General features: G+C 58.8%; 19 protein-coding genes. 7 read left to right on the forward strand and 12 right to left on the reverse strand.

Annotation, left to right across the window (positions count from 1 at the left end; all coding sequences use genetic code 11):
- Nucleotides 1–99: 99 nt before the first annotated feature.
- Both DFS28_RS25220 and DFS28_RS25225 read right to left on the reverse strand, forming a co-directional pair.
- Nucleotides 100–1098 (reverse strand): sulfate ABC transporter substrate-binding protein, encoded by a 999-nt coding sequence (locus tag DFS28_RS25220; RefSeq protein WP_111451906.1) that lies wholly within the window; start codon nt 1096–1098, stop codon nt 100–102.
- A gap of 115 nt (nt 1099–1213) precedes the next feature.
- Nucleotides 1214–2038, reverse strand: coding sequence for an ion transporter (locus DFS28_RS25225; RefSeq protein WP_111451907.1), 825 nt, complete (start codon nt 2036–2038; stop codon nt 1214–1216).
- 218 nt (nt 2039–2256) lie between these two features.
- On the opposite strand from DFS28_RS25225, the gene DFS28_RS25230 reads away from it, so the two are divergent.
- Nucleotides 2257–4836, forward strand: coding sequence for an autotransporter outer membrane beta-barrel domain-containing protein (locus tag DFS28_RS25230; RefSeq protein WP_111451908.1), 2580 nt, complete (start codon nt 2257–2259; stop codon nt 4834–4836).
- A 61-nt stretch (nt 4837–4897) separates the two neighbouring features.
- The gene (locus DFS28_RS25235) at nt 4898–5713 is read left to right on the forward strand and encodes an alpha/beta hydrolase (RefSeq protein WP_111451909.1); all 816 of its coding nucleotides are present in this window, start codon (nt 4898–4900) and stop codon (nt 5711–5713) included.
- A gap of 17 nt (nt 5714–5730) precedes the next feature.
- Here DFS28_RS25235 and DFS28_RS25240 read toward each other — a convergent pair whose 3' ends face one another.
- From DFS28_RS25240 to gcl, 6 genes are all read right to left on the reverse strand, one after another.
- Complete coding sequence (locus DFS28_RS25240) at nt 5731–6645, reverse strand: urea transporter (RefSeq protein ID WP_111451910.1); 915 nt, start codon at nt 6643–6645, stop codon at nt 5731–5733.
- 131 nt (nt 6646–6776) lie between these two features.
- Entirely contained in the window at nt 6777–8192 is a 1416-nt protein-coding gene (gene pyk / locus DFS28_RS25245; RefSeq protein ID WP_111451911.1) for a pyruvate kinase, read from the reverse strand.
- The gene (locus DFS28_RS25250) at nt 8182–9462 is read right to left on the reverse strand and encodes a glycerate kinase (protein WP_111451912.1); all 1281 of its coding nucleotides are present in this window, start codon (nt 9460–9462) and stop codon (nt 8182–8184) included. The genes pyk and DFS28_RS25250 overlap by 11 nt, the downstream gene beginning before the upstream one ends.
- A 153-nt stretch (nt 9463–9615) precedes the next feature.
- The gene (locus DFS28_RS25255) at nt 9616–10506 is read right to left on the reverse strand and encodes a 2-hydroxy-3-oxopropionate reductase (RefSeq protein ID WP_111451913.1); all 891 of its coding nucleotides are present in this window, start codon (nt 10504–10506) and stop codon (nt 9616–9618) included.
- 152 nt (nt 10507–10658) lie between these two features.
- Nucleotides 10659–11441, reverse strand: coding sequence for a hydroxypyruvate isomerase (gene hyi, locus DFS28_RS25265; RefSeq protein WP_111451914.1), 783 nt, complete (start codon nt 11439–11441; stop codon nt 10659–10661).
- Between the two features lie 132 nt (nt 11442–11573).
- Nucleotides 11574–13349 (reverse strand): glyoxylate carboligase, encoded by a 1776-nt coding sequence (gene gcl / locus DFS28_RS25275; RefSeq protein ID WP_111451916.1) that lies wholly within the window; start codon nt 13347–13349, stop codon nt 11574–11576.
- A 267-nt stretch (nt 13350–13616) separates the two neighbouring features.
- Between gcl and DFS28_RS25280 the strand changes: the two genes are divergently transcribed.
- Together DFS28_RS25280 and DFS28_RS25285 are read left to right on the forward strand one after the other, a co-directional pair.
- The gene (locus tag DFS28_RS25280) at nt 13617–14057 is read left to right on the forward strand and encodes a heme-binding protein (protein ID WP_008145573.1); all 441 of its coding nucleotides are present in this window, start codon (nt 13617–13619) and stop codon (nt 14055–14057) included.
- 215 nt (nt 14058–14272) lie between these two features.
- Entirely contained in the window at nt 14273–14731 is a 459-nt protein-coding gene (locus DFS28_RS25285) for a transposase (protein ID WP_111451917.1), read from the forward strand.
- A 110-nt stretch (nt 14732–14841) separates the two neighbouring features.
- Here DFS28_RS25285 and DFS28_RS25290 read toward each other — a convergent pair whose 3' ends face one another.
- Nucleotides 14842–15450 carry a TetR/AcrR family transcriptional regulator gene (locus DFS28_RS25290; protein WP_111451918.1) on the reverse strand — a complete coding sequence of 203 codons (609 nt, stop codon included), beginning with the start codon at nt 15448–15450 and terminating at the stop codon, nt 14842–14844.
- Nucleotides 15451–15585: 135 nt separating this feature from the next.
- On the opposite strand from DFS28_RS25290, the gene DFS28_RS25295 reads away from it, so the two are divergent.
- Nucleotides 15586–16500: a DUF808 domain-containing protein gene (locus tag DFS28_RS25295; protein WP_111451919.1), complete on the forward strand. Its 915-nt coding sequence runs from the start codon at nt 15586–15588 to the stop codon at nt 16498–16500.
- Nucleotides 16501–16675: 175 nt separating this feature from the next.
- On the opposite strand, the gene DFS28_RS25300 is transcribed toward DFS28_RS25295, so the two are convergent.
- Nucleotides 16676–17464 carry a VacJ family lipoprotein gene (locus DFS28_RS25300; protein ID WP_111451920.1) on the reverse strand — a complete coding sequence of 263 codons (789 nt, stop codon included), beginning with the start codon at nt 17462–17464 and terminating at the stop codon, nt 16676–16678.
- Nucleotides 17457–18755 carry a hypothetical protein gene (locus DFS28_RS25305; RefSeq protein ID WP_008145579.1) on the reverse strand — a complete coding sequence of 433 codons (1299 nt, stop codon included), beginning with the start codon at nt 18753–18755 and terminating at the stop codon, nt 17457–17459. The genes DFS28_RS25300 and DFS28_RS25305 overlap by 8 nt, the downstream gene beginning before the upstream one ends.
- A gap of 224 nt (nt 18756–18979) precedes the next feature.
- On the opposite strand from DFS28_RS25305, the gene DFS28_RS25310 reads away from it, so the two are divergent.
- The gene (locus tag DFS28_RS25310; protein ID WP_111451921.1) at nt 18980–19348 is read left to right on the forward strand and encodes a hypothetical protein; all 369 of its coding nucleotides are present in this window, start codon (nt 18980–18982) and stop codon (nt 19346–19348) included.
- Between the two features lie 123 nt (nt 19349–19471).
- Here DFS28_RS25310 and DFS28_RS25315 read toward each other — a convergent pair whose 3' ends face one another.
- Nucleotides 19472–21067, reverse strand: coding sequence for a beta (1-6) glucans synthase (locus tag DFS28_RS25315; RefSeq protein ID WP_111451922.1), 1596 nt, complete (start codon nt 21065–21067; stop codon nt 19472–19474).
- Nucleotides 21068–21353: 286 nt separating this feature from the next.
- Here DFS28_RS25315 and DFS28_RS25325 point away from each other — a divergent pair, with 286 nt between their 5' ends.
- Complete coding sequence (locus tag DFS28_RS25325) at nt 21354–22205, forward strand: glycine betaine ABC transporter substrate-binding protein (RefSeq protein ID WP_111451923.1); 852 nt, start codon at nt 21354–21356, stop codon at nt 22203–22205.
- The last annotated feature ends 231 nt before the right edge of the window (nt 22206–22436 follow it).

Raw genomic sequence — 22436 nt, forward strand, 5'->3', positions numbered from 1 at the left:
GTAATCGCGAGCAGGCTCACTCCCACAGGGGATCTTCAGCGAACACGAGCCAAAAAAAAGGCGACCTTCTCAGGTCGCCTTTTTCATTGGACTCAGGAATTACTGACCGCTGTAGATCTGATCAAAGATCCCGCCATCATTGAAGTGAGTCTTCTGCACAGTTCGCCAGTCACCAAAGGTCTTCTCGACCGACAGGAAATCCACTTTCGGGAAACGATCGGTGTACTTGGCCAGTACCGCCGGATCACGCGGACGCAGGTAGTTCGCCGCAGCAATCTCCTGACCTTCCGGCGACCACAGGTACTTCAAATATTCCTCGGCCGCCGCGCGGGTGCCTTTCTTGTCGACGGTTTTGTCGACCACCGACACGGGCGGCTCGGCTTCGGCGGAGACGCTTGGGTAAATGACTTCGAACTGATCACGACCAAATTCACGGGCAATCATTTCCGCTTCGTTTTCGAAGGTCACCAGCACATCACCAATCTGGTTGGTCATGAAGGTCGTCGTGGCGGCGCGGCCACCGGTGTCGAGCACCGGCGCTTGCTTGAACAGCTTGCCGACGAAGTCTTTGGCTTTGCTTTCGTCGCCACCGTTTTTCAGCACATAACCCCAGGCCGAGAGGTAGGTGTAGCGGCCGTTACCCGAGGTTTTCGGGTTTGGCACGATCACCTGCACGCCGTCCTTGAGCAGGTCGGGCCAGTCTTTCAGAGCTTTCGGGTTGCCTTTGCGGACGATGAACACGGTGGCCGAGGTGAACGGCGCGCTGTTGTTCGGCAGGCGGGTAACCCAGTTGTCCGGAATCAGTTTGCCGTTGTCCGCCAGTGCGTTGATGTCGGTGGCCATGTTCATGGTGATGACGTCAGCCGGCAGGCCATCGATCACCGAACGCGCCTGTTTGCTTGAGCCGCCGAAGGACATCTGCAGGGTGATGTTTTCGTTGTGCTCGGCTTGCCAGTGTTTCTGGAAGGCAGTGTTGTAGTCCTTGTAGAAATCGCGCATCACGTCGTAGGAAACGTTAAGCAGGGTCGGTGCGGCCTGAGCCACGCTGGACAGAGCCAGGCCAGCGGCCAGAAGTGAGGCGCCAAAGAGTTTTTTCACTGCGCAGTCCTTGTTTTATAAAGAGTGTTCTTAAGTTTTTATTTAAAAGTGAGGCAATTTGCCAGCGACTATAACGGGGCTCGCATAGTCCCTTAAAGATTAAAAAATACTTTGCTTATTCCATTTTCTTAAACAACGCATTCCCGCATTGTGAGCAGAATGCCGCCCCATGCTCGTGGTTGTTTTTCTTGCACACCGGGCAGTCATGTTGCAGGTGTTCGCCGCGCATGGCGTTGGCCAGTTCGGCGGTGAAAATTCCCGTCGGCACGGCGATGATCGAGTAACCGGTGATCATCACCAGTGACGAAATCACCTGGCCCAGCGGCGTTTTAGGCACGATGTCGCCGAAGCCCACGGTGGTCAGCGTGACGATAGCCCAATAGATGCCTTTGGGAATGCTGGTGAAGCCGTGCTCCGGGCCTTCGATCACGTACATCAGCGTACCGAACACCGTCACCAGGGTGCAGACGCTGACCAGAAACACCACGATCTTCTGCTTGCTGCCGCGCAATGCGGACATCAGATAGTTGGCTTGCTTGAGGTACGGACTCAGCTTGAGCACGCGGAAAATCCGCAGCATTCGAATGATCCGGATAATCAGCAGGTACTGCGCATCGGCGTAATACAGCGCAAGAATGCCGGGCACGATCGCCAGCAAATCCACCAGTCCATAGAAGCTGAAAGCGTAGCGCAACGGCTTGGGCGAACAGTACAGTCGCAGGCCGTATTCGATGGCGAAGATGACCGTGAAGCCCCACTCGATGTACGCCAGCAGGTCGGCGTAGTTCTGGTGAACCGCGTCGATGCTGTCGAGCATCACGATCACAATACTGGCGAGAATGATCAACAACAGGATGCCGTCGAAGCGCCGCCCAGCCACTGTGTCGCTCTGGAAAATCATGACGTAGAGGCGCTGGCGCCAGTCGTTGTTACTGTCCATAAGGTCTTGCCCAAGCCGAAAATCAGAGAAGCGTGGGTGATTGACGAGTATTGCGCAAGCGGGACGCCGGGTAGGCCATGTTCAGCCGGTTTTAGTCGTTCATGGCTTAAGAAATTGATGATCTCGTCGATATAGCGACTTCCCACAGAACAAGAACCTTTGTCTCGATGTGCTGCCCGGATTTCAGGCGAGGGGTTTCAAAACCACACGGAAGCGATATGGATAGTAAGTTGTTCAAGAAAAGCCTGCTGGCAATGGTTATCAGCGCTTCGACCGCTCAGGCATTTGCCAGCGAGTACGACCTGGGTCAGGGTTTCAAGAACTGGACGGGTCAAACCCTTAGTGAAACCTTGACCCTGACCGGGCAACGGACCCGCCAGAGCAACACGGACAAAACGGGTGTCACGTTCTTTCAGAACACTGTCGCGGGCTCACTCATTAACCGGGGCGACTTCACTTTCGACGCTCAAGGCGCGACGGTGACCGGGATTGGACTGGATGCCGGTTTCCATGGCTTGAACTCCATCGGCAGCAACATCCAGGGTGACTTCCTCAATGCCGGCAAGCTTTCTCTTTCCAACGTGAATAGCGCTGAGGGAATCGAGATCGGTAATACCACTTTCACCGGCAATGTCATCAACGCAGGGACTGTTTCCATCACCCAGGCATCGGGAGCCAATATCTATGGCTCGCCTGAGGGTATCTACCTCCATGGGACCACTATTGGCGGCGATCTGATCAACAGTGGTGTTGTCGATGTGCAGGGTAACTATGCCGTGGGGCTGATTCTGGATTCCCATTACGGGCATCCCGTGAGCATCGCCGGCAGGCTTCTCAACTCAGGGACGATTCGTGCCACGGGTCAGAACGCCTCCGCTTTTCACGTCGAAACCCAAACCGGCGCGTTGAGGATCGAGAACAGCGGCTCGATCATGAGCGTCGGCAAGAACTCCGAGGCCATCGGTTTTTTGGAGGGTTCAGTCGATTATTTGCTCAACACCGGGACTATTGAGGCATCGGGTGAAGACGCCGTTGGCATCAAGCTCGGCGGGGCCACTTTCACGCAGAATGCTGTGCCTGGCGCTCGGGGCATTATCAACGCCGGCAATATCACTGCAGACGGTGTTGCGATCCGGGTCGATGCGGACCAGACATCAGCGTTCGAGATCAACCAGCAAGGTGGTGAAATTCGCAGCAATCATGCGGCGGCCATCGATGGCGCAGGGTTGGCGCAACTGAACTGGACCGGCGGTGCGATCAAGGGCGATCTGCTCAACCTCAATGGGGTGAATGTCGCGGGTCAGGCCAATTACACCGGTAGCAAAATCGGCAGCACGGTTTCTGTGACGTCGGGCTCTCTGAATCTGCAAAATCAGGGGGTCGTGATCACTGGCGACTTGAACGTCGGTGCCAACAGTGGCATCGATATGTTGCTTTCGGATCGCGTCACACCCGCCACGCCTTATTTGACGGTGGACGGCAAGGCCACCTTTGCCAAGTCCTCCAACGTGACATTGAATGCCAAACCAGGTGATTTCACGCCGACCGCTGCCGGCACTCAATACACACTGGTCAAGGCCAGTAGCCTGCAGAACAACGGGTTGAGCGTCAGCAGTTCGTCTTCGTTGTTGAATGTCGCCAGCTATACAACCGATGCCCAGACGGTTAACGCGCTGGTCACACTGAAAAGTGACCGTCAGGTGGATGAAGAGCAGGGGAGCATCGGTACTTCCAGCAGCACCCGCAAGATTCTCAATCGCTTCAAGAATGGTCCGCTGGGGCAATTGAACAGTGATGATGCAGTCTTCAAAGCCTTTGCCAACGCCTCCTCCCAAGAGGAACTGGCAAAGCTGGGTGAGCAACTGGCTCCGGACGTCAGCGGTGGGGCGGTCAATGCGACAGTGTCGGGTCAGGCGATGATGAATGGCGCGATCAGCAACCGCGTTTCCGGTCTGCGCTCGGGGCTCTCATCAGGGGATTCGCTGGCAGAGACCGGCGTATGGATTCAGGGGTTGAGCAGCAACCAGGATCAGGACAGTCGTGATGCGGTCGCCGGTTATTCGGCCAACAGCAGCGGTGTTGCTGTCGGGGCGGATGGCAAGTTGAATACTAATACCACCGTGGGTCTGGCCTATTCGTATCTGAACACTAACGTCACTTCCGATACTGGAGATAAAACCGATGTACAGGGCAGCGCATTGACGCTGTACGGTAGCTGGGATCTGCGCAACTGGTTTGTCGATGGCAGCCTCAGTTACGGACGCAATGACAATGACAGCAAACGTTACATCGCCGACAGCGTGGCCAAAGGCAGCTACAACAGTGACGCATGGGCTCTGAGCGCCTTGAGCGGTTATACCTTCAAACTCTCTGACCAACTGATTGTCGAACCCCGTGTTGCCGCACGTTACACCAATATTCAGCTGGACAGCTTTAATGAGCATGGCTCTTCGGCCGCCCTGCACTCCAATGCCCAGCGCTTCGAAATCGGCGAGCTGGGTGCCGGGTTGCGAATGGCCGCTGACGTGCCATTGCTCAATGGCACCCTTACACCTGAAGCGAGTGTGATGGCTTACCATGACTTCATCGGTGACCGGATCAATCAGACCTCCAGTTTCACCTTGGGGGGCTCGCCTTTCATTGTCTCGGGAGCCGGTCCGGTACGTGATAGTTATGAAGGTCGCATAGGGGTGAAGTATCAAATTGATGCTCTAACCCTGGGGACCCATTACAGCTATCAAGCGAAGACCGGTTTTAACGCCGACACCTTTACCCTTGAAGCGCGCTACGCTTTTTGATCGACTGGATTGCAACGGTTCGCGCGGGTGGGCCGTTGCGTCTGATCAACAGGTTAAAACCATGTTTAAAGCACTGGCCGCCATCGGCTTCGCGCTCCTCGGGCTCAGCGGGTGCGCGGGTAAAGTCGATTTGCAGGCGCTAAGCCACAGTTCTTCGCTTACTCCTGGAACGCTCGATAGTTCACCTTACACACTCATGGCCTTGCTCCCGCCACCAGGGAGCTATAAGCATCTGCGTGTTTACATTGAAGGCGATGGTCGGGCGTGGGCGACACGATCTCAACCGAGTATCGATCCGACCCCTCGCGTGTCCTTGATGGCGAGATTGGCCGCTGGAGATCGAGGGCCCAGTGCCTATCTGGCGCGCCCTTGTCAGTTCGTGACATCACCAGGCTGCAACCCTGATGTGTGGACTTCCGGTCGTTTCAACTCATCAGTCATAGAGACCATGAGCGCGGCCCTTGATCGTCTGAAAAGCCGCTTTGCCGTGGAGCAGTTCGAACTGGTCGGATACTCGGGTGGCGCGGCGATTGCCTTGATCCTTGCGGGTTCTCGTAACGACGTCACTCAGGTGCAAACGATTGCCGGCAATCTCGACCCGGTAAAGTGGGCGGAGCTGATGCAGCTCGCGCCATTCTCGAAGCCGGTGACACCTCTGGCGTTTCGCGACAAGTTGCGGGCGCTCCCGCAACGTCATTTCATCGGTTTGAATGACAAGGTCGTGCCGCCTCAAATGCTCCGGGTCTATACCACGCAGCTTCAGGGCAACTGCCTGGAAGTCGTCGAAAGCCTCGCCACCCACGATCAGGGATACGATGAAAGCTGGGGCGCGCGATCGAATCTGCCATTGGCTTGCGAGACTGATCCATTGCGCTGAATGCAGATTCAGCCCTATCAGGCGCCACCCTTGGTTTGGCGCTCAATAGCACAAGGCGCACTGTCGACAGCGGTCTGGCGTAGCACTCGATTACCGGCACGGATCAGCCAGCAGGAGAGGATGAACGGCGCGGTCAGCGTTGGCAGACCGATGGTGGCAAACATCGGCGTCAGCAACAGCGCTGATGCAATACCGGCCAGCGGCAGCCAAGGCTTCTGGCGCTGCGAGCTGAGGGCGAGGGCGGCGAGGACGGCGTTATAGCCACCGAGGCCGATCAATGCGGTGTAGAAGTCGTGATGCAGCATGCTCCAGCCCATGCCCGCGACAGACGCCAACAATGCCCAGCAGAATGCGCGGCGATCAGCGATCAGCAAACCCACGGCAATCATCGCACCGGCCAGCGGATGACCGAGGAACATCACCTGGCCGAGGCCTTTGAGTGGCGCTGCGAGCATGTTCAGCGTATTGATTTCGATCAAGTGCGCATTGGTCGAGGGCGTGGCGAAGCACAGCAGCAACCAGCCCAGCCCCACGAAGGGCGCCGTATAGGCAGGCAGGTAGTGGCTGACCCGGACGCGCTTGAGCCATTGTTGAGTGAACATCGCGCTCAGGCCGCCAGCGGCGATGATCAGCGGCGGTAACAGCGCTGACCAGGGGAAGTAGAGGCTCAGCAGCAAACCGAGCAGAACACCGTTGTAACTGAAGAGTCCGGCCTGTCGATCGGCCTTGGCATAGCCGCGTCGTTGCGCGGTGAGCAACCCGGCGACACCGCCCAGCAGTGCACCGCCGAGCAGGGCGGGCGCGGTGAACAGAATGGCCAACAGGCACAGCAGACCGCACAGCGGATGGCGCTGGAGAAAGATCTGACTGAAACCGTTGAGCAGGGCAGTGGCCCAGTCGGGGCAGTGGGTGTTGAAGTGGTTGGCAGGCATGATGAGGTCTGTAGTGTGTCTGGGGCACCGAGTCGCCCCATTCGCGAGCAAGCCCGCTCCCACATTTAATCTGTGATAGACACAAAACTAATGTGGGAGCGGGCTTGCTCGCGAAGAAGCCGGTACAGGCGCTAAATCAATGTTTCGATACGCAGTGAGTTAGTCGACCCCGGCTGCCCAAACGGCACACCCGCAGTGATCAATAAGGTGTCGCCACGCTTGGCCATGCCCTGCGCCTGGGCAATCTCCAGCGCCGTCGAGCACACCTCATCCACCTGCCGCAGCCGATCATTGACCACCGAGTGCACGCCCCACGCCACCGTCAACCGGCGAGCGGTCTGCAGGTTCGGCGTCAGGTTGAGGATCGGCACCGTTGGCCGCTCCCGCGCCGCACGCAAACTCGAGGTGCCGGATTCGCTGTAATTCACCAGGACCGCCACCGGCAGCACATTGCTGATGCGACGAATCGCGCAGCTGATCGCATCGGAAACAGTCGCTTCAGCCTTGGGTCGGCTGACGTCCAGTTGCGCCTGATAGTCCGGACCATTTTCCACCTGACGAATGATCTTGCTCATCATCTGCACGGCTTCCAGCGGGTACTCACCGGACGCGGTTTCCGCCGACAGCATCACCGCATCCGCACCTTCGGCCACGGCATTGGCAACATCGGTCACCTCGGCACGGGTCGGGGCAGGGGAGAAGCGCATCGACTCGAGCATCTGCGTCGCCACCACCACCGGTTTGCCGAGCTGACGGCAGATGGTGATGATGTTTTTCTGAATCTGCGGCACGCTTTCGGCCGGTACTTCCACGCCCAGGTCACCGCGAGCGACCATAATCGCATCGCTCAATTCGGCGATCTCGCGCAGTTGCGTCACCGCCGAAGGCTTCTCGATCTTGGCCATCAAAAACGCTTTGTCGCCGATCAGTTCGCGCGCTTCGCGGATGTCTTCCGGGCGCTGCACAAACGACAGCGCGACCCAGTCCACACCCAGCTCCAGACCAAAGCTCAAATCGCGACGGTCCTTGGCGGTCAGCGGGCTCAGTTCCAGCACCGCTTGCGGCACGTTCACGCCTTTGCGGTCCGAGAGTTCGCCGCCATTGAGCACGGTGGTGTCGATGGCGTCGGCGTACTTTGTCACCACGCGAAGACGCAGCTTGCCGTCATCCAGCAGCAGGTCCATGCCCGGCTCGAGTGCGGCGATGATTTCCGGGTGAGGCAGGTTGACCCGGCGCTCATCCCCCGGCGTCGGGTCAAGATCCAGACGCAAGGCCTGACCGCGATGCAGTTGCACCTTGCCCTCGGCGAACTTGCCGACCCGCAGTTTCGGGCCTTGCAGGTCCATCAGGATGCCCAGCGGATAATTCAGCTGGCGCTCGACTTCACGAATCCACTGATAGCGCTGAGCGTGGTCGGCGTGATCGCCGTGGCTGAAGTTCAGGCGAAAGATATTGACCCCGGCCTGCACCAGTTCACGGATGTCGTCGATCCCGTGAGTGGCAGGACCGAGGGTGGCGAGGATTTTGACCTTCTTGTCAGGCGTCATTTTTAGGGCTCTCGAGAATCAGGATGGCACGGAAGTCGTTGACGTTGGTGCGGGTCGGTTCAGTGACGATCAGCGCGTCCAGCGCCTCGAAATAGCCGTAGCCATTGTTGTTGTCCAACTCGTCGCTGGCACTCAGGCCGAGGGCGGCGGCGCGGACGTAGCTGTCCGGGGTCATGATTGCGCCGGCATTGTCTTCGGAACCGTCGATGCCATCGGTGTCGCCGGCCAGCGCGTAGACGCCGGGCAGGCCTTTGAGGCTGTCGGTCAGGCTCAGCAGGAATTCGGCGTTGCGTCCGCCACGGCCATTGCCGCGTACGGTGACCGTGGTTTCACCGCCCGAGAGGATCACGCAGGGCGCCGCCAATGGTTGACCGTGCAGCACGACCTGACGGGCGATGCCGGCGTGAACCTTGGCCACTTCGCGGGATTCGCCTTCCAGGTCGCCGAGGATCAGCGGGCTGAAACCGGCCTGGCGTGCTTTCACCGCAGCGGCTTCAAGCGACTGTTGTGGGCGGGCGATCAGCTGGAAGTGACTGCGCGCCAGGCTCGGGTCGCCGGGTTTGACCGTCTCTGATTCCGGGTTCTGCAGCCAGTTGCGCACCGAGGCCGGGACTTCAATGGCGTAACGCTTGAGGATCGCCAGAGCTTCGGCGGAAGTGCTCGGGTCGGCCACGGTGGGGCCGGAGGCGATGACCGTGGCGAGGTCGCCCGGTACATCGGAAATCGCATAGGTATAAACAGTGGCAGGCCAGCAGGCTTTGCCGAGACGACCGCCCTTGATCGCGGAGAGGTGCTTGCGCACGCAATTCATCTCGCCGATGGTGGCGCCGGATTTGAGCAGGGCTTTGTTGATCGATTGCTTGTCGGCCAGGGTGATGCCGGCCGCGGGCAACGCCAGCAGGGCAGAGCCGCCGCCCGAGAGCAGGAAGATCACACGGTCGTCTTCGGTCAGGTTGCTGACCAGTTCCAGTACGCGTTTGGCCACCGCCAGGCCGGCAGCATCAGGCACCGGGTGAGCGGCTTCGACCACTTCGATTTTTTCACACGGGGCGCCGTGACCGTAACGCGTCACCACTAAACCGGATACTTCACCCTGCCAGCAACGCTCCACCACTTGAGCCATGGCCGCGGCGGCTTTGCCGGCGCCGATGACGATCACCCGACCGCTGCGGTCTTTGGGCAAATGGGCTTCGAGGACTTGCTGCGGATGGGCCGCGTCGATGGCTGTGGCAAACAGCTCGCGCAGGAATTGTTGCGGATTGACCGACATGGCGGGCTCCCGGATTTCTTGTTATTTGGAGGGCGACTCGGTTCCCCTGTGGGAGCGGGCTTGCTCGCGAAAGCGGTGTATCAGGCGCCATTTGTATTGGCAGGCACACCGCCTTCGCGAGCAAGCCCGCTCCCACAGGGTTTTGTGCAGGGCTTACTTATCGCGAATCGAGAAATTCGCCATGTGTTCCAGGCCCTTGATCAGCGCCGAGTGGTCCCAGTTGCTGCCGCCGATGGCCGCGCAGGTGCTGAACACTTGCTGGGTGTTGGCGGTGTTCGGCAGGTTGATGCCCAGTTCGCGCGCGCCGGCCAGGGCCAGGTTCAGGTCCTTCTGGTGCAGGCTGATGCGGAAGCCTGGGTCGAAGGTGCCTTTGATCATGCGCTCGCCGTGCACTTCGAGGATCTTCGAGGACGCGAAACCACCCATCAGTGCTTCGCGCACCTTGGCCGGATCGGCACCGTTTTTCGAAGCAAACAGCAGGGCTTCGGCCACGGCCTGAATGTTCAGTGCCACGATGATCTGGTTCGCCACTTTGGCGGTTTGACCGTCGCCGTTGCCGCCGACCAGGGTGATGTTCTTGCCCATCGCCTGGAACAGTGGCAGAACGCGTTCGAAGGCATCGGCCTCGCCGCCGACCATGATGCTCAGGGTCGCAGCCTTGGCGCCGACTTCACCGCCGGACACTGGCGCGTCGAGGTACTGAGCACCTTTTTCGTTGATTTTGGCGGCGAAGGCTTTGGTGGCCGTCGGCGAGATCGAGCTCATGTCGATCACGACTTTGCCTTTGCCAACACCGGCCGCAATGCCGTCGGCGCGGAACAGCACGTCATCGACCTGCGGGGTATCCGGCACCATGACGATGATGAACTCGGCTTCTTGCGCGACTTCTTTCGGGTTCGCCAGGGCGATGGCGCCACCGGCAATCAGGTCAGCAGGCGCAGCGTCGTGGTGCGCCGACAGGAACAGGCTGTGACCGGCTTTCTGCAGGTTCAACGCCATTGGGTGGCCCATGATGCCGGTGCCGATAAATCCGATTTTAGCCATGAGAAAGTCCTCTTGTTTTTGTGTTGCTCAAGCAAATGGGTGCATAGCTTTTTGTAGGAGTGAGCCTGCTCGCGATAGCGGTAGGCCAGACAACGTCAACGTTGAATGTGCTGGCCTCATCGCGAGCAGGCTCACTCCCACAGGGATCTGCGTCAGATTGCGTTATGGGTTTTGAGCCAGCCCAAACCCGCTTCAGTGGTGGTCAGCGGCTTATATTCGCAGCCAACCCAACCCTGATAACCGATGCGGTCCAGGTGTTCGAACAGGAAGTGGTAGTTGATCTCACCGGTGCCCGGTTCGTTGCGCCCTGGGTTATCGGCCAACTGGATGTGGTTGATCTCGCCCAGGTGCGCAGCCATGGTGCGGGCCAGGTCGCCCTCCATGATTTGCATGTGGTAGATGTCGTATTGCAGGAACAGGTTGGCGCTGCCGACCTGTTCGCGAATCGACAGGGCTTGCGCGGTGTTGTTCAGGTAGAAACCCGGGATGTCGCGGGTGTTGATCGCTTCCATCACCAGTTTGATGCCCGCCGCTTGCAGCTTGTCGGCCGCGTACTTGAGGTTGCTGACGAAGGTTTTTTCCACGGTGGCATCGTCGACGCCTTGTGGACGAATACCGGCCAGGCAGTTGACCTGGGTATTGCCCAACACTTTCGCGTAGGCAATCGCCAGGTCGACACCGGCGCGGAACTCTTCAACCCGGTCCGGCAGGCACGCGATACCGCGTTCGCCCTTGGCCCAGTCACCGGCCGGCAGGTTGAACAGCACCTGGGTCAAGCCATTGGCATCGAGCTTGGCTTTGATCTCGGCGGAGCTGAAGTCGTAAGGGAACAGGTATTCGACACCACTGAAGCCGGCCTTGGCGGCAGCTTCAAAACGGGCAAGAAAATCCTGCTCGGTGAACAGCATGGACAGGTTGGCTGCGAAACGCGGCATGGTGGTCTCCCGTATATGTGTGGGGTCCCTGTGGGAGCGGGCTTGCTCGCGAAAGCGGTGTATCAGGCGACATCAATGTTGACTGTGCCGACGCCTTCGCGAGCAAGCCCGCTCCCACAGGGGGAACGATCATCAATCGAGCAACGAAATCGCGGTTGGCGCATCGTTGCCGACCAGCGCCAGGTCTTCGAATTCGTTGACGGCGTTGATCTCGGTGCCCATGGAAATGTTGGTCACACGCTCCAGAATAATCTCGACGATCACCGGCACCTTGAACTCTTCGATCAGCTCCTGAGCCCTGCGCAGGGCAGGCTGGATCTGACTCGGTTCGAATACACGCAGCGCCTTGCAGCCCAGGCCTTCAGCGACCGCGACGTGGTCGACACCGTAACCGTTGAGTTCCGGAGCGTTCAGGTTGTCGAAAGACAGCTGCACGCAGTAGTCCATGTCGAAACCGCGCTGAGCCTGGCGAATCAGCCCCAGGTACGAGTTGTTCACCACCACGTGGATGTACGGCAGCTTGAACTGCGCGCCCACCGCCAACTCTTCGATCATGAACTGAAAGTCATAGTCGCCCGACAACGCCACAACCTTGCGGGTCGGATCAGCCTTGACCACACCCAGCGCTGCCGGAATGGTCCAGCCCAACGGACCGGCCTGACCGCAGTTGATCCAGTGACGCGGTTTGTAGACGTGCAGAAACTGCGCGCCGGCAATCTGCGACAGACCGATGGTGCTGACGTAGCACGTGTCCTTGCCGAACACCTGGTTCATCTCTTCGTAAACCCGCTGCGGTTTGACCGGCACGTTGTCGAAGTGAGTCTTGCGCTGCAGGCTGGACTTGCGCTGCTGGCAGTCTTGCAGCCAGGCACTGCGGTTTTTCAGCTTGCCGGCGGCTTGCCATTCGCGAGCGACTTCGATGAACACGGTCAGCGCGGCAGCGGCGTCGGAAACGATGCCCAGGTCCGGGGTGAACACGCGGCCGATCTGGGTCGGTTCGATGTCAACGTGAATGAATTTGCGGCCTTCGGTGTAAACGTCGATCGAACCGGTGTGACGGTTGGCCCAGCGGTTACCGACACCCAGCACCAGGTCGGATTTGAGCATCGTCGCGTTGCCGTAGCGGTGCGAGGTTTGCAGACCGACCATGCCGACCATCAACGGGTGATCGTCTGGAATGGTGCCCCAGCCCATCAGGGTCGGGACCACCGGAATACCGGTCAACTCGGCGAACTCCACCAGCAACTCGCTGGCGTCGGCATTGATGATGCCACCACCGGCCACCAACAACGGACGCTCGGCCTGATCGAGCATGGCCAGGGCCTTCTCGATTTGCACGCAGTTAGCGGTTGGTTTGGCCAGCGGCAGTGGTTCATAGGCGTCGATGTCGAATTCGATTTCAGCCATCTGCACGTCGAACGGCAGATCGATCAGCACCGGGCCTGGACGGCCGGAGCGCATTTCGTAGAAGGCTTTCTGGAACGCGTAAGGCACCTGACCCGGTTCCATGACGGTGGTTGCCCACTTGGTCACTGGCTTGACGATCGAGGTGATGTCGACCGCCTGGAAGTCTTCCTTGTGCATACGGGCGCGGGGCGCCTGGCCGGTAATGCAAAGAATCGGGATCGAGTCGGCCGAGGCGCTGTAGAGCCCGGTGACCATGTCGGTACCGGCAGGTCCCGAAGTGCCGATGCACACGCCGATGTTGCCGGCCTTGGTGCGGGTGTAGCCCTCGGCCATGTGCGAGGCGCCTTCAACGTGGCGAGCGAGGACGTGATCGATGCCACCGACCTTCTGCAAGGCGGAGTACAGCGGGTTGATCGCGGCGCCCGGGATGCCAAAAGCGGTATCAACCCCTTCACGGCGCATCACCAGAACGGCGGCTTCGATTGCTCTCATTTTGCTCATGGTTTTGGTGCCTCTTACGTTTTGTAATTGTATACAAGTGGCTTTGCGCAGAGTGTATTCACGGCGGACGGCGCAGGTCAATCCATTTTCTCAAGCGGCCGTTTCATTCGTCGGAAGCCCAATCTACTGTGGCTTTTCGTCGCATGTGGCGCTTTTCGAGAATTATTGTATACAAAAAAATAACTCATTGTGTTCTATTTGTCGCATCGGACTTCGGAACAAAACACAGTCCAGCAGCTTTCCCTATAACAAAATGAGGACGGCACCATGAGCGCTTTAACCTTGAAAGTCGCAGTCAACCTGGCCAATCAGGCTATCTCCGCAGGGCGTGCAATCTCGGCGGCTCCATTGACCATTGCAGTACTGGATGCGGGCGGACACCTGGTCACCCTGCAGCGTGAAGACGGCGCCAGCCTGCTGCGCCCGCAGATCGCCATCGGCAAAGCCTGGGGCGCTATCGCCCTGGGTAAGGGCTCACGCCTGCTGGCGCTGGACGCACAACAACGACCGGCGTTTATCGCCGCTTTGAACAGTCTGGGGCAGGGCAGCGTCGTCCCGGCACCGGGTGGGGTGTTGATTCGGGATCAGGATGGGAACGTGCTGGGGGCTGTTGGTATCAGCGGTGATCTTTCTGATGTTGATGAGCAATGTGCGATCAACGCAATCGAGGCGCTGGGGTTGCGGGCGGATGCGGGGGTGACTGCTTGATTATGTGTTGATTGATCTAACGCCTTCGCGAGCAAGCCCGCTCCCACAATGGTTCGGTGGAAGACATAAAATGTCTGAACACCGCTCACCCACTGTGGGAGCGGGCTTGCTCGCGAAAGCGATCCTTCAGACACATCCAGCTAAAAGTCCGCCCCTCAGTTCCCGGTTCGCTGATCTAGCCTTTTCATGAATTCATCCATGAGAGAGGCAAAGGAATGCCTGAGCTGTCAGCTTCACACCGCTTGCGCATCGGTCGCTATGCCGAGCAAAACCGCATTTATCTTCTGACTGCCAACACCCTCAAGCGAGAGCCTGTTTTCAGGGATTACACCTTGGGCAGGATGGTCGTTCACCAATTCAAACAAGCACAGGATCACGGGTTTGCCGAGACCTTGGCTTTTGTAGTCATGCCCGATCACTTTCACTGGTTGATCCAGTTGCAAAAAGGGTCATTGGGTCAATTGATGTGTCAGGCCAAATCGTTGAGTACTCGAACTATCAATGCCGGCACGGGGAGAACAGGCAGCCTTTGGCAGCAGAGTTTTCATGATCATGCTTTGCGCCGAGATGAGGATTTGGTGAAGCTCGCCCGATATGTTGTCGCCAACCCATTGCGGGCGGGACTGGTTGGGAAACTTGGCGACTATCCGCTGTGGGATGCGATCTGGGTTTGAGGCGATATCGAGTCGCCTTCTTCGCGAGCAAGCCCGCTCCCACACTCGATCTCCAACACACCGAAGATCCCTTGTGGGAGCGGGCTTGCTCGCGAAAGGCGCACCACGGTTTAACGGTCCGGCTCACACCCTTTCAACACCAACCGGATAATCGTCTGCGCCGCCGCTTCATAGTCGGCCTCATCGAGCTTGGCCTTTCCGGTCACCGCAGAAATCTGCCAGTCGAAGTCGGCATAGGTCTGGGTCGCGGCCCAGATGCTGAACATCAGGTGGTTGGGGTCGATCGGGGCGATCTGGCTGCGGTCGATCCAGGTCTGGATGCAGTCGATGTTGTGCTTGGCCTGGCCGTTGAGCCGTTCAACCAGATCGGCGCTCAGGTGTGGCGCGCCGTGCATGATTTCGCTGGCGAACACCTTGGAGGCGAAGGGCAGGTCGCGGGAGATACGGATTTTCGAGCGAATGTAGCCGCTCAGCACTTCACTGGGCACGCCGTCGGCGTTGAACGGTGTCGAGGCCTGCAGAATTGGCTCGATGATGCTTTCCAGGACCTCGCGGTAGAGGTTTTCCTTGGATTTGAAGTAGTAGTAGACGTTGGGCTTGGGCAATCCCGCCTTGGCTGCGATGTCACTGGTTTTGGTCGCAGCGAAGCCCTTGTCGGCAAATTCTTCACTGGCGGCACGCAGGATCAGTTGTTTGTTGCGCTCGCGGATAGTGCTCATAAACCAGGGGGTTCCTTGCCTGTTCTGGCGGTTGCGCATGGTAGCACCGGCCTCGCGCGACGCTCAAGAATGCCCCACGGCACGTTAGGCCGCGCTATGCTGCGCGGCATTCATTATTCGAAGGAAGCCTGATTCATGGCAGGAAGCAGTTTGCTGTTGCTGATCGACGACATTGCCGCGGTACTCGACGACGTGGCATTGATGACCAAAATGGCTGCCAAGAAGACCGCCGGCGTGCTCGGTGACGATCTGGCGCTCAACGCCCAGCAGGTTTCCGGCGTGCGTGCCGAGCGGGAAATCCCGGTGGTATGGGCGGTGGCCAAGGGCTCGTTTCTCAACAAGCTGATCCTGGTGCCCTCGGCGTTGGCCATTAGCGCGTTCATTCCGTGGCTGGTCACGCCGCTATTGATGGTCGGTGGCGCCTATCTGTGTTTCGAAGGTTTCGAGAAGCTGGCCCACAAATTCCTGCACAGCAAGGCTGAAGATCAAGCCGAACATGCTGAGCTGGTCGAGGCTGTAGCCAATCCGGCGGTCGATCTGGTGGCGTTCGAGCAGGACAAGATCAAAGGCGCCATCCGCACCGACTTCATTCTGTCGGCGGAAATCATCGCCATCACTCTGGGGACCGTGGCAGATGCCTCGCTGACCCAGCAAGTCATCGTGCTTTCGGGCATTGCCATCGTCATGACCATCGGTGTGTATGGTCTGGTGGCCGGCATCGTCAAGCTCGACGACCTCGGTTTGTGGCTGACCCAGAAGCCTGGGCAGATGGCCAAAAGTATCGGCACCGGGATTCTGCGTGCGGCGCCGTACATGATGAAAAGCCTGTCGGTGATCGGCACGGCGGCGATGTTCCTGGTGGGTGGCGGGATTCTCACCCACGGCGTACCGCTGGTTCATCACTGGATTGAGAGCGTCAGCGCAGGGGCGGGCGGTGCCGGGTTTATCGTGCCGACGTTGCTGAATGCGGTGGCGGGGATTGTCGCGGGTGCGGTGGTGTTGGCCGGCGTCATGGTGGCGAGCAAAATCTGGCGTGCAGTCAAAAACTGAACCTGTAGGAGCTGAGCTTGCTCGCGATGAGGCCATAACATTCAACATCTATGTTGGCTGTTACACCGCTATCGCGAGCAAGCTAGGCTCCTACAGGAGAGGGTGGTGTCTGATCCATCGGGCATGAAAAAGGCCATTCGATTCGCATCGAATGGCCTTTTTTGTTGCCGATGACTTACTCGGCGATCTGCAACTTTCGCGACTCGGTGTAGACGTAGCGCACTTTCTCGTACTCGAATGGCGAGTTCAGTTGGCCATAGCGGAAGCTGTTCTGGTGGCGCTTGTCGATGCCACGCAGGACCCAGATTTCCGGGTGGTTTTCGCTGACTTCGGAGACGTTCAGGAAGTTGATCGCCGACTCTGCGGTGAAATCGACCGCCAGGCCCCCGGTGTCGCGGATGTTCGAAGGGCCGAGGATCGGCAACACGAAGTAAGCGCCGCCCGGCACGCCGTAGAAACCCAGCGTCTGGCCGAAGTCTTCGCTCTGGCGCGGCAGACCCATGGCGGTGGCCGGGTCCCACAGGCCGGCGATGCCCACGGTGGTGTTGAGCAGCAGGCGTGCGGTGGTTTCCATCGAACGCTGCCCCTTGAACTGCAGCAAGCTGTTCACCAGGTTCGGCACATCACCGAGGTTATTGAAGAAGTTGCTGACACCGGTGCGCAGGAAACTTGGCGTGATGTAGCGATAGCCATTGACCACCGGCAGGAACACCCATTGGTCGAAACGGTAATTGAAGTGGTAGACGCGGCGGTTCCACTCTTCCAGCGGGTCGTAGACGGCCAGCGCGCTAAGCGTCGAGCGTTCGAACTCGCGCTGATCCAGCCCCGGGTTGAATTTGAGTTTGCTCAGCGGCTCCTTGAAGCCGTCACTGTCAATCACAACCGGTGCGTTGGCTTTGCTGTTGTCGGCATTGGCGACGCCTGCGCAGAGTATCGCTGCGATAAGCAGGAGGTATTTAGCCACGGAAGAACTCCAGCATGGCGTCGCTGTTGACGCGGTAATTAAGGTTGCCGCAATGGCCGCCCAGTGGATAAACGGTTAAACGATCGCCAAAAGTCTTGCGCAGGAAGCCAAGGTCGCCAGGGCCGAGAATCACGTCGTCGGCGTTGTGCATGACGGCGATTTTCGGGCTGTCGTGCAGGTAATCCTTGAGCGCGTACAAACTGACCTGGTCGATCAGTTGCAGCAGGCTGCCGCCGTCGGTGCGGGCGCGCCACATCGGGATGACCTGTTCGGTGATGTAACAGTCGAAATCGCACTGCAGCGCGCGTTTGAGGAACGGCGTGAGGGTGGTGCCTTCGGTGATCGGGTATTTCGGGGGAGTGATCAGACCGCGGCGGTTGATCAGGTCCGAGGTGAAGGCAATGTCGGCTGCCGAGAAGCGGAACGAAGTGCCGATCAGCATGGCCATCTGTTCGTTGCTCAGGTGCTGCTTGGACTGCTGGAAGTCGTAGAGCAGGGCATCGTTGAGGTCGATGTAGCCTTTCTGCTGGAAGTAGCGAGTCAGTTTGTTCAGCACCAGCTCATAGAACGTTGTGCTGTTGTTGATGCCCTTGACCTCGGTCTGGACCAGCTTGTCGAGGTTGGTGATCGAGGTGTAGAGGTTGACCGGCGGGTTGAGCAGCAAGACTTTCTTGAAGTTGAAGCTGCGGCGGGTTTCATCCAGGTGCGCGACGAACGCCGCATCCAGTGCGCCCAGGCTGTAGCCGGTCAGGTAGTAATCGGTAACGTCCACATGCGGGTTTTGTGCCCGCACGGCCTGCATCACCCGGTACATGTCTTCGGCGTCTTCCTTGGTGATGCCGGGTGTGGCAAAGCGTGAGGCGGCGCTCATGAAGTCGAAGCTGGTGGGCGACGACAGTTGCACCACGTGGTAGCCGGCCTTGTAGTAGAGCTTCTTCAGGTATTCGTTAAGGCTGCTGTCATAGCGCGCGCCGGTGCCGGCGATCAGGAAAATCAGCGGAGCGGCTTTATCCTGGGTGGCGATGCGGTAGGTGAGTTTCTTCACTGGCCAGAAGTTGTCCGGCAAATCGAATTCACGCTCCGGGCGTAACCTGACGCTGCGGGTTTCCTGATTGATGTCATCGTCCAGCGGCAAGTCCGGACGCAGGTCCGGCGGTGTCGTCGCGATGGTCGCCTCGAACGGGTTGGTCAAGGGGTAGCCATAACTGGCGGCGTCGATGTCCGCCGCCAGTGCGGACGCACTCAAAATAAGGCCGCCAAACAGGGCGGCGAAGCGCAAGGAACGGAGCATGACTAGATCCCTTAGAGAAAGGTGCCAAATGAAGTTCGCAGGCTATGACCACGGGGTTTGCGCCAAAGTGCCATGGGTCGGCACCAATCAGGGCTAAATTCGGAGTAATAGTAGCTGGACGATACACTTTGCAGCGATTTGGTGGCCAATTATCTGTCACATGCGTTTGCTTAGCGCTGGCGGGGGATTAAGCTGGCCGCCGTTTTCGTTTATTGGAGTGCTTCATGTCCCGCCGTCTGCCTGTGATTCTGCTGCTCGTTCTCCTGCCGTTATGGCTGGCCGCCAGTTATGGCGCGCGTTATGGCTTTATGGAGGATGCTCAATGGGTCGGCATCTGCGTGGACGAAGCGAGCCGCTGGGAATGCCAGGTTCGTTCGAGCCTAGGCTTGATGATTCACTTCAATGTCTTGGGCTTAGCGGCATTGGCGGCGGCCGTTATCGGGTTTGTGCTGCCGGGCCGGGCCGGGTGGTGGTTGGCGGTGCTGGCGCTGGTGTTCGGGTTTCCGGCGTTGGCGTTGTACAACACGACGTTGGCTGTTTTTGCGGTGGTCATTGCTGGATTGCGTCTGGTTCGGGCTTCCCGTAGCGTCTGATGGTCAGTCTTCGCGAGCAAGCCCGCTCCCACAGGGTTCTTCAGCGAACACAGAATTTGTGTACGACAAAGATCCCTGTGGGAGCGGGCTTGCTCGCGAAGAGGCCGGCAGCCGCAATGAAGATCAGCTTTTACGAACCCGCAAACTGCGCCACAACGCTGCAACCATCAACACACTCACCAGCGCCCAACCCCAGGCCTGCTGATTCTGCAAGCCTTCACGATAAAGCTGCGGCGCAATGCCGGCACCGATGATGAAGGTCAGCAGGGCAATCTCCCGACGCGGCACGCTCACCGGGCGGCACAGATAGACCAGCGCCGGCAGGATGAACGCGACACTCGGGAAACTGCGATAACGCGGGTCGAACACCAGCTCCAGCATCGTCACCGCAGCGGCAAACCCGGCCACCGCGAGCAACCAGCCCGCCCGACGTTCCAATGCATTGAACGCGCGTCCGCGCCAGCCGGTGCGAGCGCTCAGGGTCAGTGCCGCATGGGCCAGCACCAACACATTCAGCGCCGTCAGCAAAGCGACCCACAACCACTCACTGGTAAACCGCGTAGTGACACGGGCCAGGTCGCCCCAGGCGCCAATCGAGCAAGCGGCCAGCGCACCGAGCAGCGGTAGAACCAGCGCTGCGCGAGTGCTGCGGACACGGCCGCCGAGGATTAACGTGCCAAGGAAAATCAAACCACCCACCACCAGCCACTGCGTCCAGTAAGGCACGTTCGACACAGGACCGGCGAGCACGCCCTTGTCCTGGCGATCGGCATCGAACAGCCCCCAGTAGCCACCGACCGCACCTTCGCTTGCGCGTTTCCATGGCTGGTCGAAGGCTTCGATCAGGTTGTAATGCCAGCCTTGCTGCTCCGCCATGATGACAAAAGCACGAATGAACTTGGCTTCATTGACCCGGCTCGGCAGGGCGGTTTCACGCTGACGGCCTTCGCTGGGCCAGCCGGTTTCGCCAATCATCACGTCCTTGGGTGCGAACTTGTTGCCGAACACCTGACGTACCTCGGCCACATGCTGCAGGGCGGCGTCGATATTCGACGGGTCATCTTCCCAGTACGGCAACAAATGGATGGTCAGGTAATCCACCGCCGGGGCGATTTCCGGGTGCTTGAGCCAGAACTCCCAGACGTCGGCGTAAGTGACAGGTTGTTTGACCTGGCTTTTGACTTTATTAATGAGCTTGGCCAATTGCGCGCCAGTGACTTCCTTGCGCAACAGGGTTTCGTTGCCGACGATCACCGAGGTCACCACGTCCGCGTTGGCGTTGGCCGAGGCAATCAGCAGGTCGACTTCCTTGGCGGTGTCAACCGGGTTGCTGTTGACCCAGGCGCCGATCATCAGTTTCAGCCCGTGCTTGCGCGCCAGGTCGGGCAGGGCCTCGAGGCCGGTCATGGAATAGGTGCGGATGCATTCGAAGCTTTTGGCCAGCAGCGCGAGGTCGGCGTCCATGCGCTCGGGGCGCAGCTTGAACGGCTGATCGAACGGCGATTGGTCCTTGTCGAACGGGGTGTAGGAGGCGCATTGCAGCTTGTGCGTCGCGCTGGCCACATCCGGCAGCACCACCGGTTTACCGAGGCCGTACCAGAAGCCACCCAGGGCAAAAAGCCCCAGCAGGCAGGCGAATAGATAAGCAAAAAAAGGAAAGCGGGATGTCGCGGGCATGGTCAGGCCGTCTGGGAGCAAAGCCGCGCATGTTACCTTCATTTGCCGCGTGCTTGGTGGCCTGCATACTTTTGACATGCAAAGTTTGGGCGGATTGGCGGGCAGACTTCCGGTGGTCTAAATTAATGGCGTTCTGATGTCGTTTCTCGATGCCTTGAGGTCGCTGGCAGAGAAGGTCGCCATTGTCTTGAGGTTGATTATCGAGACGTCAGTACTCCGCTGATGTTCGGATGAGTTTGCGGTGGGCGTGATGGGGGCGCTGTGCACCATAACAATACGTTGACGCGACTCGGCATCCGTCGAGCGCAGCACTTTCGGGGAAGTAACGATGAAGATGCGACGACTCTTGGGCGCAGGTGCCGCTTTGGTGCTGGCGATCAGTTCTACTGTGGCCAGCGCTGAAGGCAAGGCAGTGACTATCGGTTATGTTGACGGCTGGTCGGACAGTGTTGCCACGACCAACGTGGCTGCTGAAGTGATCAGGCAGAAACTCGGTTATGACGTGAAACTGCAAGCAGTCGCCACCGGGATCATGTGGCAGGGTGTGGCCACAGGCAAGCTCGATGCCATGATGTCTGCGTGGCTGCCCGTGACTCATGGTGAATACTGGACCAAGAACAAGGATCAAGTCGTCGATTACGGTCCGAACTTCAAGGACGCAAGAATTGGCCTGATCGTGCCGGAGTACGTCAAAGCTAAAAGTATTGCCGATCTGAAAACCGACGACAGCTTCAAAGGTCGCATTGTCGGCATCGACGCCGGTTCGGGTGTGATGCTCAAGACCGAGCAGGCCATCAAGGACTACGATCTGACCGGCTATCAACTCAAGGCCAGTTCCGGCGCCGGCATGATTGCCGAGCTGACCCGTGCCGAGAAGAAAAACGAATCCATTGCTGTCACCGGTTGGGTGCCGCACTGGATGTTCGCCAAGTGGAAACTGCGCTTCCTGGACGACCCGAAAGGCGTTTATGGCGCGGCTGAAACTGTAAACAACATCGGCAGTAAAGAACTGGCAACCAAGGCTCCGGAAGTTGCCAAGTTCATGAAGAACTTCCAGTGGGCGTCGAAAGACGAAATCGGCGAAGTCATGCTGGCGATTCAGGATGGTGCCAAACCTGAAGCCGCTGCAAAGGATTGGGTCGCCAAACACCCGGAACGCGTTGCAGATTGGACTAAATGATTTGAGCTGACGCGTCTGGTCAGCACTTCTCAAGGCCGCTTGGCATAACCGCCAAGCGGCCTTTTGTTTTTCCATGTGGGAGCGAGCCTGCTCGCGATAGCGGTGTATCAGTCGATATTGATGTTGACTGATACACCGCTATCGCGAGCAGGCTCGCTTGTATGGTAGGACTTGAAGGGAGGAGGAGGGACAAGGCTCGATTCTGACTGTTGACGCAGTACAGACCGTGGG

The organism is Pseudomonas sp. 478 (genome assembly GCF_003254125.1).
Taxonomy (GTDB): domain Bacteria; phylum Pseudomonadota; class Gammaproteobacteria; order Pseudomonadales; family Pseudomonadaceae; genus Aquipseudomonas.

What these genes read in the sequence shown, in the direction of transcription:
- DFS28_RS25225 (WP_111451907.1), bottom strand. Translation starts at nt 2,038, where the DNA reads ATGGACAGTAACAACGACTGGCGCCAGCGCCTCTACGTCATGATTTTC.
- DFS28_RS25230 (WP_111451908.1), top strand. Translation starts at nt 2,257, where the DNA reads ATGGATAGTAAGTTGTTCAAGAAAAGCCTGCTGGCAATGGTTATCAGC.
- DFS28_RS25235 (WP_111451909.1), top strand. Translation starts at nt 4,898, where the DNA reads ATGTTTAAAGCACTGGCCGCCATCGGCTTCGCGCTCCTCGGGCTCAGC.
- DFS28_RS25240 (WP_111451910.1), bottom strand. Translation starts at nt 6,645, where the DNA reads ATGCCTGCCAACCACTTCAACACCCACTGCCCCGACTGGGCCACTGCC.
- pyk (WP_111451911.1), bottom strand. Translation starts at nt 8,192, where the DNA reads ATGACGCCTGACAAGAAGGTCAAAATCCTCGCCACCCTCGGTCCTGCC.
- DFS28_RS25250 (WP_111451912.1), bottom strand. Translation starts at nt 9,462, where the DNA reads ATGTCGGTCAATCCGCAACAATTCCTGCGCGAGCTGTTTGCCACAGCC.
- DFS28_RS25255 (WP_111451913.1), bottom strand. Translation starts at nt 10,506, where the DNA reads ATGGCTAAAATCGGATTTATCGGCACCGGCATCATGGGCCACCCAATG.
- hyi (WP_111451914.1), bottom strand. Translation starts at nt 11,441, where the DNA reads ATGCCGCGTTTCGCAGCCAACCTGTCCATGCTGTTCACCGAGCAGGAT.
- gcl (WP_111451916.1), bottom strand. Translation starts at nt 13,349, where the DNA reads ATGAGCAAAATGAGAGCAATCGAAGCCGCCGTTCTGGTGATGCGCCGT.
- DFS28_RS25280 (WP_008145573.1), top strand. Translation starts at nt 13,617, where the DNA reads ATGAGCGCTTTAACCTTGAAAGTCGCAGTCAACCTGGCCAATCAGGCT.
- DFS28_RS25285 (WP_111451917.1), top strand. Translation starts at nt 14,273, where the DNA reads ATGCCTGAGCTGTCAGCTTCACACCGCTTGCGCATCGGTCGCTATGCC.
- DFS28_RS25290 (WP_111451918.1), bottom strand. Translation starts at nt 15,450, where the DNA reads ATGAGCACTATCCGCGAGCGCAACAAACAACTGATCCTGCGTGCCGCC.
- DFS28_RS25295 (WP_111451919.1), top strand. Translation starts at nt 15,586, where the DNA reads ATGGCAGGAAGCAGTTTGCTGTTGCTGATCGACGACATTGCCGCGGTA.
- DFS28_RS25305 (WP_008145579.1), bottom strand. Translation starts at nt 18,755, where the DNA reads ATGCTCCGTTCCTTGCGCTTCGCCGCCCTGTTTGGCGGCCTTATTTTG.
- DFS28_RS25310 (WP_111451921.1), top strand. Translation starts at nt 18,980, where the DNA reads ATGTCCCGCCGTCTGCCTGTGATTCTGCTGCTCGTTCTCCTGCCGTTA.
- DFS28_RS25315 (WP_111451922.1), bottom strand. Translation starts at nt 21,067, where the DNA reads ATGAAGGTAACATGCGCGGCTTTGCTCCCAGACGGCCTGACCATGCCC.
- DFS28_RS25325 (WP_111451923.1), top strand. Translation starts at nt 21,354, where the DNA reads ATGAAGATGCGACGACTCTTGGGCGCAGGTGCCGCTTTGGTGCTGGCG.